This is a genomic window from Pedobacter paludis, from assembly GCF_003173575.1.
Lineage (GTDB): Bacteria > Bacteroidota > Bacteroidia > Sphingobacteriales > Sphingobacteriaceae > Pedobacter > Pedobacter paludis.
This window is the reverse complement of record NZ_QGNY01000004.1, coordinates 521,319-536,506: the sequence shown is the minus strand read 5'-3', so window position 1 is coordinate 536,506 and position 15,188 is coordinate 521,319. Positions and strand designations below refer to the sequence as shown.

13 protein-coding genes are annotated in these 15,188 nt (G+C 37.7%); all 13 read left to right on the top strand.

Translation table 11 applies throughout. From position 1 onward, the window contains the following. The first annotated feature begins 114 nt into the window (after positions 1–114). Complete coding sequence (gene mraZ / locus DF947_RS13780) at positions 115–582, top strand: division/cell wall cluster transcriptional repressor MraZ (protein WP_109930612.1); 468 nt, start codon at positions 115–117, stop codon at positions 580–582. Beyond that, positions 572–1,477 carry a 16S rRNA (cytosine(1402)-N(4))-methyltransferase RsmH gene (gene rsmH, locus DF947_RS13775; RefSeq protein ID WP_109930611.1) on the top strand — a complete coding sequence of 302 codons (906 nt, stop codon included), beginning with the start codon at positions 572–574 and terminating at the stop codon, positions 1,475–1,477. Before mraZ ends, rsmH begins: the two co-directional genes overlap by 11 nt. Continuing rightward, entirely contained in the window at positions 1,474–1,896 is a 423-nt protein-coding gene (locus DF947_RS13770) for an FtsL-like putative cell division protein (RefSeq protein WP_109930610.1), read from the top strand. Before rsmH ends, DF947_RS13770 begins: the two co-directional genes overlap by 4 nt. After that, positions 1,886–3,985: a penicillin-binding protein gene (locus DF947_RS13765; protein WP_109930609.1), complete on the top strand. Its 2,100-nt coding sequence runs from the start codon at positions 1,886–1,888 to the stop codon at positions 3,983–3,985. The genes DF947_RS13770 and DF947_RS13765 overlap by 11 nt, the downstream gene beginning before the upstream one ends. Before the next feature lie 96 nt (positions 3,986–4,081). Next, the gene (locus DF947_RS13760; protein ID WP_109930608.1) at positions 4,082–5,539 is read left to right on the top strand and encodes a UDP-N-acetylmuramoyl-L-alanyl-D-glutamate--2,6-diaminopimelate ligase; all 1,458 of its coding nucleotides are present in this window, start codon (positions 4,082–4,084) and stop codon (positions 5,537–5,539) included. Beyond that, a complete protein-coding gene (gene mraY / locus DF947_RS13755) occupies positions 5,539–6,786 on the top strand; it encodes a phospho-N-acetylmuramoyl-pentapeptide-transferase (RefSeq protein ID WP_109930607.1) in 1,248 nt (415 codons plus the stop codon). The genes DF947_RS13760 and mraY overlap by 1 nt, the downstream gene beginning before the upstream one ends. A gap of 59 nt (positions 6,787–6,845) precedes the next feature. After that, the gene (murD, locus tag DF947_RS13750; RefSeq protein WP_109930606.1) at positions 6,846–8,234 is read left to right on the top strand and encodes a UDP-N-acetylmuramoyl-L-alanine--D-glutamate ligase; all 1,389 of its coding nucleotides are present in this window, start codon (positions 6,846–6,848) and stop codon (positions 8,232–8,234) included. A 15-nt stretch (positions 8,235–8,249) separates the two neighbouring features. After that, positions 8,250–9,440 carry an FtsW/RodA/SpoVE family cell cycle protein gene (locus DF947_RS13745; protein WP_205940792.1) on the top strand — a complete coding sequence of 397 codons (1,191 nt, stop codon included), beginning with the start codon at positions 8,250–8,252 and terminating at the stop codon, positions 9,438–9,440. Positions 9,441–9,562: 122 nt separating this feature from the next. Continuing rightward, complete coding sequence (locus DF947_RS13740; protein WP_109930605.1) at positions 9,563–9,937, top strand: four helix bundle protein; 375 nt, start codon at positions 9,563–9,565, stop codon at positions 9,935–9,937. Positions 9,938–10,030: 93 nt separating this feature from the next. Next, positions 10,031–11,134, top strand: a complete 1,104-nt coding sequence (murG, locus tag DF947_RS13735) for an undecaprenyldiphospho-muramoylpentapeptide beta-N-acetylglucosaminyltransferase (protein WP_109930604.1) — start codon at positions 10,031–10,033, stop codon at positions 11,132–11,134. Positions 11,135–11,254: 120 nt separating this feature from the next. Beyond that, positions 11,255–12,610, top strand: a complete 1,356-nt coding sequence (murC, locus tag DF947_RS13730; RefSeq protein WP_109930603.1) for a UDP-N-acetylmuramate--L-alanine ligase — start codon at positions 11,255–11,257, stop codon at positions 12,608–12,610. Beyond that, positions 12,603–13,751: a cell division protein FtsQ/DivIB gene (locus tag DF947_RS13725; protein WP_109930602.1), complete on the top strand. Its 1,149-nt coding sequence runs from the start codon at positions 12,603–12,605 to the stop codon at positions 13,749–13,751. The genes murC and DF947_RS13725 overlap by 8 nt, the downstream gene beginning before the upstream one ends. Positions 13,752–13,756: 5 nt before the next feature. Then, a complete protein-coding gene (ftsA, locus tag DF947_RS13720; RefSeq protein WP_109930601.1) occupies positions 13,757–15,115 on the top strand; it encodes a cell division protein FtsA in 1,359 nt (452 codons plus the stop codon). Positions 15,116–15,188: the final 73 nt, after the last annotated feature.

Sequence of the window (15,188 nt, the reverse complement as noted above, 5' to 3'; positions counted from 1 at the left end):
TTTTTAAACCATAAAAAGGAAAATCTAGGTGTTGAAAACTTTTTTGTGGTAAAAAGTGGTAAAAAGTGGTAAAACTATTTACTTTTACACTACATAAAAAGTGTAAATACCACTATGACCCAACTTTTAGGAGAATTTGATTGTAAACTTGACGCAAAGGGACGCCTTATGGTTCCTGCTGCGCTTAAGAAACAATTGCCTGAAGCCGAGAAAGATGGGTTGGTGATTAACCGTGGATTTGAAAAAAATCTTGTTATTTATCCAAGAAAGGTTTGGGATGCAATTCTTGTAGATCTAAACAAATTAAATATTTACGAAAAAAAGAATCGTGATTTCTTAAGAGCATTTACACGTGGCGCAACAGAGCTTTCGCTTGATGCGGCTGGCCGTGTGCTTTTGCCAAAATCTCTTGCTGAATTTGCTGGAATCTCAACCGATTTGGTTTTGGCTTGTCAGTTAGATAAAATCGAGGTTTGGGATAAAAAAGCTTACGAAGATTTATTTGATGATGTGCCTGAAAACTTTGCAAATCTTGCGGAGGAAGTAATGGGAAGTAAAAACAGGAGGGAAGATGGAGAATAATTACCACGTTCCTGTAATGTTGCAGCCCTGCATTGATGGATTAAATATTAAGCCAGATGGTGTTTATGTAGATGTAACTTTTGGTGGCGGTGGCCATTCGAAAGAAATATTAAAGCATTTGGGGCCGAAGGGAACTTTGATTGCTTTTGATCAGGACCCTGATGCGCAGGCAAATATTCCGGCTGATGATCGCTTTGTATTTATAGATCAAAACTTCGGTTTCCTTAAAAATAATCTACGTTTAAAAGGATTTAAGCAAGTAGATGGAATCCTAGCCGATCTTGGTGTGTCTTCTCATCAGTTTGATGTTCCTCAGCGTGGTTTCTCTATTCGCTTCAATGCAGATTTGGATATGCGTATGGATCCGAACGGAAAACTAACGGCTGCTGAAGTTTTGAATACTTATTCAGAAGATAAGCTTCACAAGTTGTTCGGAATTTATGGCGAAGTTAAAAATGCTAAATCTTTGGCTCGTGCCATTGTTACCGCTCGTTTGGAAAAATCCTTTACCGATATCGATAGTTTCAAAACGGCCATTTCAGAGTACATCCCGAGAGGAAAAGAAAATAAATATTTAGCGCAGGTTTTCCAGGCTTTGCGGATTGAGGTTAATGCTGAAATTCAGGTGCTCGAAGATTTTCTTCAACAGGCGGCCGATGTTTTAAAACCGGGGGGGCATTTAGTTGTGATGTCTTATCATTCTTTAGAGGATAGGCCGGTTAAAAACTTTATGGCTAAAGGTAAATTTCAGGGAGAGGTAGAGAAAGATTTCTTCGGAAACCAGCAAAAACCATTTAAAGTAATTACCCGTAAGGCGATTATTGCTTCTGATGAAGAGATTGCTCAAAATAATAGAGCTCGCAGTGCGAAATTAAGAATTGCGGAGAAGATATGAACAGGTTTAGAGAAGATATAGAAGAAGAGGAAGTTGGACCTGAGCCAGAATTAAAAGCTGTGCCTAAAAAGCCAAAAACTGCCGAAGAAAAAATGGATAGCAATTCATTCATCAGTAAGCTTTTTAACGATGGATTGGTAACAAAAGAGGCAGCAACAAATGCCTTGCCTTTTTTGTGCTTTCTGGCATTGTTAGGCATGGTTTACATTGCCAATAGCCATTTCGCTGTAAACAATGTGCGCCGAATTGATAAGTTAAATAAAGAAGTAAAAGAATTAAGATGGGAGTATAAATCCTTAAAAGCCGACCTCATGTTCAAAAGCAAATTAACAGAGGTTGCTAAAAAGGTAGATACGCTCGGAATTAAAGAATTAATCGAACCACCAAAAAAAATAATTGTTAAAAGCGATGAATATTAGAGCAAACATCTTGCTTCGTGTATATCTGGCATTTGGCTTAATTGTGCTTTTTGCTTTAGCGGTATTTCTCCGCCTCGGTCAGGTGCAGTTTGTACAGGGGCATAAATGGAAAGCTATGGCAGATAGTCTTTCTACGCGTTATGTAAATGTAGAAGCGACCCGTGGTAACATCTATTCGAACGATGGAAGTCTATTGGCTACATCTGTGCCAGAATATGAGTTGCGCATGGATATGTTTGCTGGTGGTATAGCCGATGATAAGGTTTTTAATGAGAAGGTAGATTCGTTAGGATTAAAACTGGCTCAGCTTTTTAAAGATAAAACACCTAAGGAATATGCCCGCTATTTGCGTGTAGGTCGCCAAGACAGCGCCCGTTATTTGTTAATCCACCGCAAGGTTGGTTATGCGGATTTAAAAACAATCAGAACTTTCCCGCTTTATAATATCGGTAAATTTAGTGGTGGTTTAATTGCTGTACAGCAAAATAAACGCATTCTTCCTTTTCAGGCTTTAGCAGCTCGTACCATTGGTTATAAAAATGAAAATGTAAAAAATGGTGTTGGTTTAGAAGGTGCATACAATGAATACATTAACGGCGAAAGCGGTAAAAGGTTAATGCAGCGTATCGCAGGAGGTATCTACATTCCTGTAAATGAAGAAGCAGAAGTTGCGCCAAAAGATGGAGCGGATATTATTTCTACCATCGATATCAATATGCAGGATTTGGCTCAAAGCGCATTAGAAAAACAATTAATTAAAAGCCAGGCCGATCACGGCGCCGTGATCGTTATGGAAGTTGCAACTGGCGAAATCAGAGCGGTTGCCAATTTCTCAAAGGTAGAAGAAGGTGTTTATAAAGAGAAGTTTAATTACGCAATTGCGGGTAATCAAGATCCAGGCTCAACCTTTAAGCTGGCTTCTTACATGGCATTGCTAGAAGATAAAATCGTGGATACTGGAACTATGGTTGCAACAGGCAATTATCAAATTCCGGGTCATTTAATTAAAGATTCTCACGGAAGTATAGGAGTAGTTACGGTGAAAAAAGCTTTTGAGCAATCCTCAAATGCTGCAGTGGCATACTTGGTTAACAATGGCTATCGCGATGATCAATCTAAATTTACCGATCATCTGTACGATTGGCATTTAAACGAGAAAATGGGATTACAGATCCCAGGAGAAGCGCAACCGGTAGTTAAAACGCCCAAAAATAAAAGCTGGAATAAAAACATGACTTTGCCACAAATGGCTTACGGTTATGAAATGCAACTTACTCCATTAAAAATGCTTTCCTTTTATAATGCAGTTGCGAATAACGGAAAATACATCGCTCCAATTTTTGTTAAGGAAATTAGAAGGCTGGGTAATCCCATCGAGCAGTTTCAGGCTAAGGTAATTAACGATAAAATCTGTTCGGATAAAACCTTAAGCAAGATTAAAAGCATGTTAGAAGGTGTGGTAACCGAAGGTAGCGGTAAGCAGATTGTTTACAACCCACTTTATAAAATTGCTGGGAAAACAGGCACGGCTCAGGTTGCCGATGCGAACAAGGGTTATAAAGGCAATAAGCAATATCAGGCTTCTTTTGTTGGATATTTTCCTGCAGATAAGCCTAAGTATTCCATGATTGTGGTAATTAATGATCCAAAAGGCGCTTATTATGGTGCTTTGGTTTCTGGTCCTGTTTTTAGAGAAATTGCCGATCGCATTTATGCAAGCGATATGCAAATGTATGATGATGTACCAACTCGCTTAGTTGGCAACACAGGTAATCCGCCTACCAAAGCCGGACAAAGCAAAGCCACTCAAAAGGTTTATAAAGCGTTTGGGTTTAAGCCACTTTTTGCTTCCAAATCCGAATACTATAATATAATTGATACAAGTGCTGGTACCGTTTTTCAAGAGAATAATGAGCGTAAGGGTGTAATGCCAAACGTAGCCGGAATGGGATTGAAAGATGCCCTTTACCTTTTGGGTAATGCAGGTTTAAAAACCAAGGCAACAGGATCGGGAAAAGTAGTTAGCCAATCCATCCTTGCCGGAACAAAAGTTGGAAAAGGCTTGGGCGTACAAATAGAATTAGAATAAGCAATTACAAAATGATTGAATTTTGAATGAGTGAATGTTTAAGGAGATTGCCACATTCAACATTCTCTAATGCAATCATTCAATAATTAATAAAAAATGCAATTACAGGATTTACTTTATGGCGTAACAATTAAAGAATTGGTTGGTAAAACCGATAGGGAAATAAACACCCTTAACTTTGATTCGCGGAAAGTAACTAAAGATGATGTTTTCTTTGCGGTAGTTGGAACGCTAGCAGATGGACATCAATTTATCGAACAAACAATTGCTCAGGGTGCTGGTGTGATCATTTGCGAAAATTTGCCAGAGGTTAAAGATTTTACAGTAACCTACATTAAAGTAGAAAATACTTCTGTAGCGTTGGGTATAATGGCTGGCAACTATTTTGGTAATCCATCTGCCGATTTAAAATTAATTGGCATAACAGGAACAAATGGCAAAACCACTATTGCAACGATTCTTTTTAAATTATTTAGAGATTTAGGATACAAAACAGGCTTATTATCAACTGTAGAAAATTACATAAACGAAGTTGTTGTTCCGGCAACGCATACCACTCCAAATCCAATAGCATTAAATCAATTGTTAAGAGATATGGTTGATGCAGGTTGTGATTATTGCTTTATGGAAGTGAGTTCGCATGCAGTTTCGCAACATCGCATTGAAGGATTAACTTTCTCTGGCGGTGTGTTTTCGAATCTCACACACGATCATTTAGATTTCCATAAAACCTTCGATAGCTATTTAAAAGCAAAAAAAGCCTTTTTTGATGGATTACCGAAAAATGCTTTTGCCTTAACCAATATTGATGATAAGAATGGTGCTGTAATGCTGCAAAATACCAAGGCATACAAAAAAACATATGCGCTTAAGCAGATTGCAGATTTCAAGGCCAAAATTATAGAAAACCAGTTTAGTGGTTTGCATTTAGATATCGATAATGAAGATGTTTATTTCAAATTGGTTGGTTCTTTTAATGCTTACAACTTGTTGGCGGTTTACGGAACAGCAATTTTACTGGAGCAGGATAAACTTAAAGTTTTAACCTTATTAAGCCGTCTATCTGGTGCCGAAGGCCGTTTCGATTACATTGTATCGCCAGAAAAAATAATCGGCATTGTAGATTATGCACATACGCCAGATGCTGTTCAAAATGTGTTGAGCACCATTGCAAACATTAGAAAAGGAACAGAACAGGTAATTACTATAATTGGTTGTGGTGGAGATAGAGATAAAACCAAACGCCCAATTATGGCGCAGGTAGCCTGCGATTGGAGCGATAAAGTGATTTTAACTTCTGATAACCCTAGAACGGAAGATCCACAAACCATTATTAACGAGATGGAAACTGGGGTTTCGCCAACAAATAAACGTAAAACGATATCCATTTTGGATAGAAAGGAAGCCATAAAAACAGCCTGTCATTTAGCGCAGAGTGGAGACATAATTCTTGTAGCCGGAAAAGGGCATGAGAAATATCAGGAGATTAATGGGGTACGCAACCACTTTGATGATAAAGAGATTTTACTTGAACAATTAAACCCGAACAGCTAATGTTATATTTATTATTCGAATACCTACATAAGCATTATGACATTCCTGGATTAAGGTTGTTCCAGTACATCACGTTCCGTGCGTCTATTTCGATCATTTTATCCTTAATTATTACAACCGTTTATGGTCGTAGAATTATAGATTTCCTGCACAAAATGCAGGTTGGCGAAACCGTAAGGAATTTGGGCTTGGAAGGACAAATGCAAAAACAGGGTACACCAACTATGGGTGGGATCATGATTTTGTTGGGGATTCTGATTCCGACAATTCTTTTTGCAAACATCACAAACGTATACGTAATCTTAATGATTGTAACCACCATTTGGATGGGCGCAATTGGTTTCTTGGATGATTATATCAAAGTGTTCAAGAAAAATAAAGAAGGATTAGCTGGTCGTTTTAAGGTTGTTGGTCAGGTTGGTTTGGGCTTAATTATTGGCTGGACCATGTATTACAATCCAAATATTGTAGTTAGAGAAACCGTTCAGGATAATGTTAAAAATACATCATCTGTTCCAATGGTTTTACGCCAAAAAGGAGAAACCTTCTATTATACACAAGATGTAAAATCGACTAAAACCAACATGCCATTTTATAAGAACAACGAATTCGATTATGCGAAAGTGTTAAAGTTCTTAGGCGATGACTATCAAAAATATGCTTTCATCGTGTTCTTGGCATTTACAGTATTTATTATCACGGCAGTTTCAAACGGTGCAAATATTACCGATGGGATAGATGGCCTCGCCACAGGAACATCGGCTGTAATTGGGACAACACTCGGTATTTTGGCCTATGTTTCTGGTAATACCGTAATGGCCGATTATCTGAACATCATGTACATCCCGAATTCGGGAGAGCTGATGATTTTTGCAGGCGCTTTTGTTGGAGCATGTGTTGGCTTTCTTTGGTACAACTCTTATCCTGCTCAGGTTTTTATGGGCGATACAGGAAGTTTGGCCATCGGCGGAATCATTGCGGCATTTGCCATAATGATTAGAAAAGAGTTATTGATTCCGATTTTATGTGGCGTGTTTCTAATTGAGCTGGTATCGGTAATTATGCAAGTCTCTTATTTTAAGTACACCAAAAAGAAATTTGGAGAAGGACGGCGGATTTTCCTTATGTCTCCACTGCATCATCACTATCAGAAAAAGGGATATCACGAAGCAAAAATTGTAACCCGTTTCTGGATTATCGGAATTATGCTAGCCATTATGACGATTGTAACACTGAAATTAAGATAGTATAAAGAGCAAAGAACAAGGATAAAAGAACAAAGAATAGCACCAAAAACGATCATTAAATGAGCACCAATCAAAATACAGCAAACTTAACTCAATCAGCAATGGTAGGGCAAGGTCGTGTGGTTATTTTGGGTGCTGGCGAAAGTGGTGTTGGCGCTGCATTATTGGCTCAACAAAAAGGATTCGATGTTTTTGTTTCTGATTTTGGTGTAATTACCGATAAGTACAAAGCCATCTTAGAAGGACTTTCAATTCCTTTTGAATCGGAAAAACATACAGAGGAAAAGATTCTTAATGCAACAGAGGTAATTAAAAGTCCAGGAATTCCGGCAACAGCTCCAATGATAAAAAAATTGGTCGAAAAGGGGATTTCGGTAATATCTGAGATAGAATTTGCGAAACGTTATACGAAGGCCAAAACAGTTTGCATAACCGGATCGAATGGAAAATCGACAACAAGTTTGTTAACCTACCACATCTTAAAAAATGCTGGACTAAATGTAGGCTTAGCCGGAAACATCGGACAAAGCTTTGCTGCACAAGTAGCAAAAGAAGATTACGATTGGTATGTGCTGGAGATTTCGAGTTTTATGCTTGATGATATGTTTGAGTTCAAGGCTGATATTTCAGTTTTACTGAATATTACACCTGATCATTTAGATCGTTATGATTATAAATTAGAAAACTATGCGGCATCTAAAATGCGCATCATCCAAAATCAGACAGAAAATGATGTTTTCATTTATTGTGCAGACGATGAGGAAAGCTTAAAAGCACTTGAAAATATTAAGCCATTGGCAAAAACTTACCCTTTTTCAATTATTAAAACTATTGAACAAGGCGCTTATTTAGAGAACAATACAATACACATCCTGACAGAACCAAATAACGAACTAACCATGTCTATTTCAGATTTAGCCTTACAGGGCAAGCACAACATTTATAATTCTATGGCTTCGGGCATTGTTGCCAAGGTTTTAGAACTTAGAAATGAGACCATCCGCGAGAGTATGGGGAATTTCAAAAATATTGAGCACAGATTAGAACATGTGGCCAAAATTTCTGGAATAGATTTCATTAACGATAGCAAAGCCACAAACGTTAATTCTACTTGGTATGCTTTGGAAAGTATGACAAGCGATGTGGTTTTGATTATGGGTGGTGTAGATAAAGGAAACGATTACAACATGCTTAAAGATTTGGTTAAAAGCAAGGTTAAGGCAATTGTTTGTTTGGGCAAGGATAACAAACGCATTCACGATGCTTTTGAAGATGATGTAGAGGTAATTGTAAATACATTTTCTGCTGAAGAAGCTACACAGATTGCTTTTCATTTGGCAAAGCGTGGCGATGCAGTTTTGTTATCACCGGCATGTGCAAGTTTCGATTTGTTTAAAAATTATGAAGACCGCGGAAATCAGTTTAAAGCGGCAGTAAGAGAATTATAATAGGAGGCTTAAAATATGTTGCAAGCACTACTTAATAAAACAAAAGGCGATAGATGGATCTGGTTGATCATCATCTTGCTTTCGCTTATATCTGTAATGGCAGTTTACAGTGCAACAGGAACCTTAGCTTATAAAAAAGGTGAGGCCGTTGAAAAATTACTTCTAACCAAGCATCTTATTTTTGTTTTGTTGGGAATTGGAATGATTTATATCGCTCACTTACTCGATTACAGATATTATGCTGGGATTTCAAAAATCTTAATGATCATCACCATTCCGCTGTTGTTTTATACGTTGGTTTTTGGAGCTAATGTAAATGATGCATCGCGTTGGGTTAAAATTCCGGTAATTGGGTTAACCTTTCAAACATCCGATTTAGCGAAGCTTGCGCTAATTACATTTTTGGCTAGGATGTTAACCAAGAAACAGGAAAACATTAAAAATGTAAAAGAGTCATTCATACCCATAATGGGCTCTGTTTGTGTGGTTTTTGTATTAATCGCCTTAGCAAATTTATCTACAGCTTTAATGCTGTTTGGTGTAAGTATTTTGCTGTTAATTATAGGTAGGATCAGTATTAAACAGATTTCCATAGTATGTGTCGGTGGAGCAATCTTACTTTTATTTGTGGTGTTTTTAGGACCTAGAAGAGCGACTTACGCATCGCGTATTAAATCTTTCATGCATCCAGAACAACAGCATTCTGATAAGACCTTTCAGGCAGATCAGGCAAAAATTGCTCTGGCAACCGGTGGTGTTTTTGGTAAAGGACCAGGTAACAGTACTCAGCGCAATTTCCTTCCACATCCTTACTCGGATTTTATTTTCGCCATTATTATTGAGGAGTGGGGAACCTTGGGAGGAATTGTAATTATGATGCTTTACCTGGTGCTTTTATATCGATGTATAAAAATTGTAACTCGAGCACCCAAGGCTTTTGGAGCACTTTTGGCTGCAGGATTAAGCTTTAGTTTAACCATTCAAGCTTTTGCAAACATGGCAGTTGCAGTAGGTTTGGGCCCGGTAACAGGGGTGCCACTTCCATTGGTAAGTATGGGCGGAACCTCGATGATTTTTACCAGTGTGGCTTTCGGGATTATTTTGAGCGTAAGTAGAGACGTAGAAGAAAACCTTGCCGGAAAGGAAACGAGTGAAAAGATTAAAAATAATAAAGTAATTGTTGGAGATATACCAGCATTTGGATAGAGAAATGAGAGAATGATGGATTGAGTGAATGTAAAATGTCAAAATGAGAAAGTGATAACCCGATAAATGATTGAATCGTACATCCCAAAGTTTTAATAATTAATGTTTTTAATTTAAAAATAATGGAGAATGTAACTAAAGTAGATTTTGTTACTGCAATTAAAGCAAGAACAAAAAAGTTTGTTTTGGATTCGATAAAATTTTATCAAACACTTCCAAAAACAGAAGAGGCAAGAATAATAGGAAGGCAATTTATAAGATCATCGTCATCAGTGGGTGCAAATTATAGAGCTGCTTGCAGAAGTAGATCTAAAGCTGAGTTTTTTGCTAAACTGAGTATTGTAGTTGAAGAGGCAGACGAAACAGCATTTTGGATAGAGATTTTAACTGAATCGGGAATAACAGATTCTTCAAAAACCTATCTTTTATTAAAAGAAGTAAATGAAATTTTAGCAATTGTTGCAAAGGCTAGAAAAACAGTAAGTAATAATAGATAATGATTAAATGAAAGAGTGATTGATGATAGAATATGGCGAGCGCCTGTAAACATTCACTCAATTGCTCATTCAAAATTCAATAATTAATTTAAAATGAATAATTCCCCAAAAATTATCATATCAGGTGGTGGCACCGGTGGGCACATTTTTCCCGCCGTAGCCATAGCCAATGCATTAAAACGCATTGTGCCCACTTGTGAAATTTTGTTTGTGGGTGCAACAGGCAGAATGGAAATGGAAAAAGTTCCAGCTGCAGGATATAAAATTGTTGGATTAAACATTAGTGGTATTCAACGAGGATCAATTGTAAAAAACCTGGCTTTACCCTTCAAAGTAATTGGAAGTGTGCGCAAAGCAATGCAAATTATTAATGGGTTTAAGCCAGACGTAGTGGTGGGCGTTGGCGGTTACGCTTCCGGGCCATTATTATACGCGGCATCTTTAAAAGGAATACCTTATTTAATTCAAGAGCAAAACTCTTATGCTGGCGTAACGAATAAGTGGTTAGGAAAAAAAGCCTCAAAAATTTGTGTTGCTTTTGATGATATGGATCAGTTTTTTCCTGCAGATAAAATATTAAAAACAGGGAATCCGGTTCGTAAAGAAGTGGTGGATATAAAGGGCAAACATTTTGCAGGAGCAGAACTTTTAAAGCTAGATCCGCAGAAGAAAACCATTTTGGTTACAGGAGGAAGTCTGGGTGCCGGAACTTTGAATAAAAGTATTGAAAAACATCTTACAGAAATTATTGCTGAAGATGTGCAGTTGATCTGGCAAACAGGCAAATTCTATTATAAGGGAATTATGGAACGTTTGGGCTTGGATTATCATCCGAATGTTCGCATTCTGGAGTTTTTAAATAAAATGGATTTGGCTTATGCCGCTGCTGATGTAATTATTAGTAGGGCAGGAGCAGGAACCATAGCAGAGCTTTGCCTAATCAAAAAGCCCGTTATTTTGGTTCCATCCCCAAATGTGGCCGAAGATCATCAAACTAAAAATGCGATGGCATTGGTTAAAAATAATGCTGCAATTTTAATTAACGATCGCTCTGCAGAAGATATTTTGGTGCGTGATGCATTACAGTTGTTGAAAAATGAAGAATTGGGAGATAAACTTTCAGAAAACTTAGGTAGAATGGCCTTGCCTGAAGCAGACGAAATTATCGCTAACGAAGTATTGAAATTGATAAAATAGAAAAAATGTCGGAAGTCGGAAGACCGAAGATTTGGAACGAAAAGAGCAAATTTGCAATTAACGCTTTGTACTCCCTCTCCTTTGGGGAGGGTTGGGGTGGGGCTTTTAACTCAGAATAAAATGGAATTAAGCAAAATTAACAGAGTATTTTTCGTGGGTATCGGTGGTATCGGTATGAGTGCACTTGCTCGTTATTTTGCCAAGCGTGGTTGTGCAGTTTGTGGTTACGATAAAACCAGAACCAAGTTAACCGAAACTTTGGAGCAGGAAGGAATTTTGATAACTTATCTAGATGAAGCATCGGCATTGCCATGTGCCTTTTTGGATAATCATGATGATACCCTAATTGTTTATACCCCCGCAATTCCAAAAGATTCGAAAATATTAAATCATTTTAAAAATAAAGGTTTCAGCTTTAAAAAACGTTCGGAGGTTTTGGGCATCATCAGTAAAGGCATGTTTTGCATCGCCATTGCAGGTACACATGGCAAAACCACAACCTCATCAATCGTTGCACATCTTTTAAAAGATACAGGTTACGATTGTACGGCTTTTTTAGGGGGTATCACAACCAATTATAATAGTAATGTGCTCTTTGGCAAAAATAACGTAGTTGTTGTTGAGGCTGATGAATATGATCGCTCTTTCTTGACTTTACATCCTGATATTTCTGTGGTTACCTCAATGGATGCAGATCATTTGGATATTTACGGGGATAAAAATCAACTTGAAGAATCCTTTAAACTTTTTGCCGGACAGTTGAAAGAAGGCGGAAAACTGTATGCTCACGAAGGTTTGCCTTTGGTAAACAGCACCAGTTATGCGGCCAGTAGCACAGCAACGGCAAAAGCCCAAAATCTGCGTGTAGAAGGTTCCAAATTTGTTTTCGACTATGCTGATGCTTCACAAAGCATTAAAGATATTAGCATAATGTTGCCTGGCAGGCATAACGTAGAAAATGCAACAGTGGCCATAGCGATCGCTTTACAATTGGGAATCGATGCAGATAAGGTTAAAGTAGCTGTCGCGAATTTTAAAGGGGTTAAACGACGTTTTGAGTACATCGTGAATAACGATAAGCAAATTTATATAGATGATTATGCACATCACCCAGAAGAACTTAAGGCTTGTTTTGATGCCGTTAGACAGTTGTATCCAAACAAAAAACTGACGGTAATTTTTCAGCCTCATTTATTTACACGCACCCGGGATTTTGCAAACGAATTTGCAAAAGTTTTAAGCACTGCTGATGAATTGATGCTTTTAGATATTTACCCAGCCAGAGAATTGCCAATTGAAGGTATAAATTCGCAGTTTTTATTGGATAAAATTACTTTGGAGGACAAGAAAATATGTGGAAAAGAATTTGTAATTCAGCATGTTAAGAATACAAAACCTGAGTTAATTTTAACGGTTGGCGCAGGCGATATCGATACTTTAATTGAACCTTTAAAAAACACTTTGAACAATGCTTAAACGGATAAACTGGAACGCCATTTTTACAGGCTTTGCTTGGCTGATTAGTCTTGCAGGCGTGGTGGTGCTTTTAAGTTTCATCAATGTTAAAAAGCAAACCGTTAAATGTACCGATGTTAAAATTTTAATTCCTGGGGCAGATAATTTTATTGAAAGAGAAGAGATCGATGCGATTTTAAGACAAGATCAAGGCGTACTGCTGGGTAGAAATATCGAAAATATTAATATTCACCAGATTGAGAAAAAACTAAGATCCAATCCTTACATAGGCTTCGCAAAGGTTTATATGGATATGGATGGCGTAATGCACATCGAGGTTAAGCAACGACAGCCAATCCTACGAATCATGAATGCAAACGGACAGGATTTTTATATCGACAATGATGGTTTGAAAATGCCAATTTCATCAAACTTTACTGCCAATGTTCTGGTGGCAACCGGTAATATAACGGAGGTTTTTGGAAGCAGGGTTGATACTTTACATACGCAGCTGGCAAGAGATTTATACAAAACGGCCTTATACATTAAAAAAGATACCCTTTGGGATAATCAAATAGAACAGATTGATGTAAACACTAAAAATGATATGGTGCTGATTCCTCGAGTTGGAGACGAAACCATCATTTTGGGCAATGCAGATTCGCTCGATGTAAAAATGAAAAATCTTAAGGTTTTCTATCACAGAGCATTACCACAAGTTATCGCCAGACGCTATAAAACCATCAATATTAAATACAGCAATCAGATTGTTTGCGAGCGAAGAGATACGCTAGAATTGGCACGAAAAGCCAAAACAATTTCTGCTGCTGATAGTTTAAGGTTACATCAAAAAGTATCCGACTCTTTGGTGAACGATGTTATTGGCGATATTATAAGTGAAAGAAGCGATGCAACCGAATCGCCAAAACCTGAGCCCAAAAAGGTTGAGGCTAAAAAACCCGAAATTAAAAAAACGGTAACTCCAAAACCTGAGGATAAAAAGACAGCAACAGTTACTAAGCCGAAGGTTGTAAAACCAGACGATAAAAAAGAAAAAACAACAACGGTTTCGAAGCCTAAAAAAACTGAAGCAGAACTCAAGTTAAGCCGAGAAAGAGAAATTAGATCCCTAGAAAAACAATATAAAACTCAACAAAATTAACGAATATGGACAAGGCAAAATTTACCAGTCAGTCGCCAATAGTAGTAGGATTAGATATCGGTACTACGAAAATTTGTGTCATCGTTGGTCGTAGAACACAACACGGCAAAATAGAAATCTTAGGAATAGGGAAGGCAGAATCAGCGGGGGTAACACGTGGGGTGGTTTCTAATATTCAAAAAACCGTGCAGGGTATTGCTCAGGCAGTAGAAGTTGCAAGCGGGCAATCCAATGTAGAAATACAGGTGGTAAATGTGGGAATTGCTGGACAGCACATTAAAAGCTTACAGCACAGAGGGATTTTAACAAGAAGAGAATTGAACAACGAAATCGGTAAAAAAGATATCGATAAGTTGATCGATGATATGTTTAAATTGGTAATGCCTCCTGGAGAAGAAATTATCCATGTATTGCCACAGGAATTTACAATTGATAACGAACCGGGTATTAAAGATCCGATTGGTATGGCTGGTGTTCGCCTTGAGGCAAACTTCCACATCATCTCCGGACAGGTAACCGCAGTTAAAAACATTATCAAGTGTGTGAACAATGCAGGCTTACAAACTCAGGATTTAATTCTTGAGCCACTAGCATCTTCAGAATCGGTGTTGAGCGATGAAGAAAAAGAAGCTGGTATTGCATTGGTTGATATAGGTGGTGGTACAACCGACATAGCAATTTTTCACGAAGGCATTATTCGCCACACGGCTGTAATCCCATTTGGTGGCAATAGCGTAACGGAAGATATTAGAGAAGGATGTTCGGTAATGCGTAACCAGGCAGAGTTGTTAAAAACGCGTTTCGGTTCGGCATTGGCTGAAGAAAATAAGGAAAACGAAATTATTTGTGTTCCAGGATTGCGTGGCCGTGAACCAAAAGAAATTTCGGTTAAAAACCTAGCCTATGTAATTCAGGCCCGTATGGAAGAAATCATCGAGCATGTATATTACGAAATTAAATCATCAGGTTACGAGAAGAAATTAATTGGTGGTATCGTAATTACAGGCGGTGGTGCATTGTTGAAACATTTAAGTCAGGCGGTAGAATATGTTACCGGTTTAGATTGCCGCATTGGTTATCCAAACGAGCATTTATCTAAATATGAAGAAATGCCAAAAGCCATTTACGATGACTTAAAAAGCCCAATGTATGCAACAAGCGTTGGTTTGTTGATAAAAGGAATCCAAAAAGCGGAAGAGCTGATTGAAGAAATGAAACAACCGGGTGTGTTTGTGGAAAAAGCAAAAGTGGCCAAGGATAAAGAGAAACGCGGACCAGGTTTATTCGATAAGTTACTTGCAAAAACTAGAACTTTCATTCAGGATGATATGAATGTAAGTGATGAAGATTACTTGAAAAGTTAATTATTTTTCAACAAAACATGAGTTTTCCACATTATGAACACTTGTGGAAAACGTCTGTTGAAAAAGTGTTAAT

Bases quoted from the DNA above. Each gene is read 5' to 3' on its own strand.
- murG (WP_109930604.1), top strand. From the start codon at position 10,031: ATGAATAATTCCCCAAAAATTATCATATCAGGTGGTGGCACCGGTGGG.
- DF947_RS13760 (WP_109930608.1), top strand. From the start codon at position 4,082: ATGCAATTACAGGATTTACTTTATGGCGTAACAATTAAAGAATTGGTT.
- DF947_RS13765 (WP_109930609.1), top strand. From the start codon at position 1,886: ATGAATATTAGAGCAAACATCTTGCTTCGTGTATATCTGGCATTTGGC.
- DF947_RS13770 (WP_109930610.1), top strand. From the start codon at position 1,474: ATGAACAGGTTTAGAGAAGATATAGAAGAAGAGGAAGTTGGACCTGAG.
- DF947_RS13740 (WP_109930605.1), top strand. From the start codon at position 9,563: ATGGAGAATGTAACTAAAGTAGATTTTGTTACTGCAATTAAAGCAAGA.
- rsmH (WP_109930611.1), top strand. From the start codon at position 572: ATGGAGAATAATTACCACGTTCCTGTAATGTTGCAGCCCTGCATTGAT.
- ftsA (WP_109930601.1), top strand. From the start codon at position 13,757: ATGGACAAGGCAAAATTTACCAGTCAGTCGCCAATAGTAGTAGGATTA.
- murC (WP_109930603.1), top strand. From the start codon at position 11,255: ATGGAATTAAGCAAAATTAACAGAGTATTTTTCGTGGGTATCGGTGGT.
- mraY (WP_109930607.1), top strand. From the start codon at position 5,539: ATGTTATATTTATTATTCGAATACCTACATAAGCATTATGACATTCCT.
- murD (WP_109930606.1), top strand. From the start codon at position 6,846: ATGAGCACCAATCAAAATACAGCAAACTTAACTCAATCAGCAATGGTA.
- DF947_RS13745 (WP_205940792.1), top strand. From the start codon at position 8,250: ATGTTGCAAGCACTACTTAATAAAACAAAAGGCGATAGATGGATCTGG.
- DF947_RS13725 (WP_109930602.1), top strand. From the start codon at position 12,603: ATGCTTAAACGGATAAACTGGAACGCCATTTTTACAGGCTTTGCTTGG.
- mraZ (WP_109930612.1), top strand. From the start codon at position 115: ATGACCCAACTTTTAGGAGAATTTGATTGTAAACTTGACGCAAAGGGA.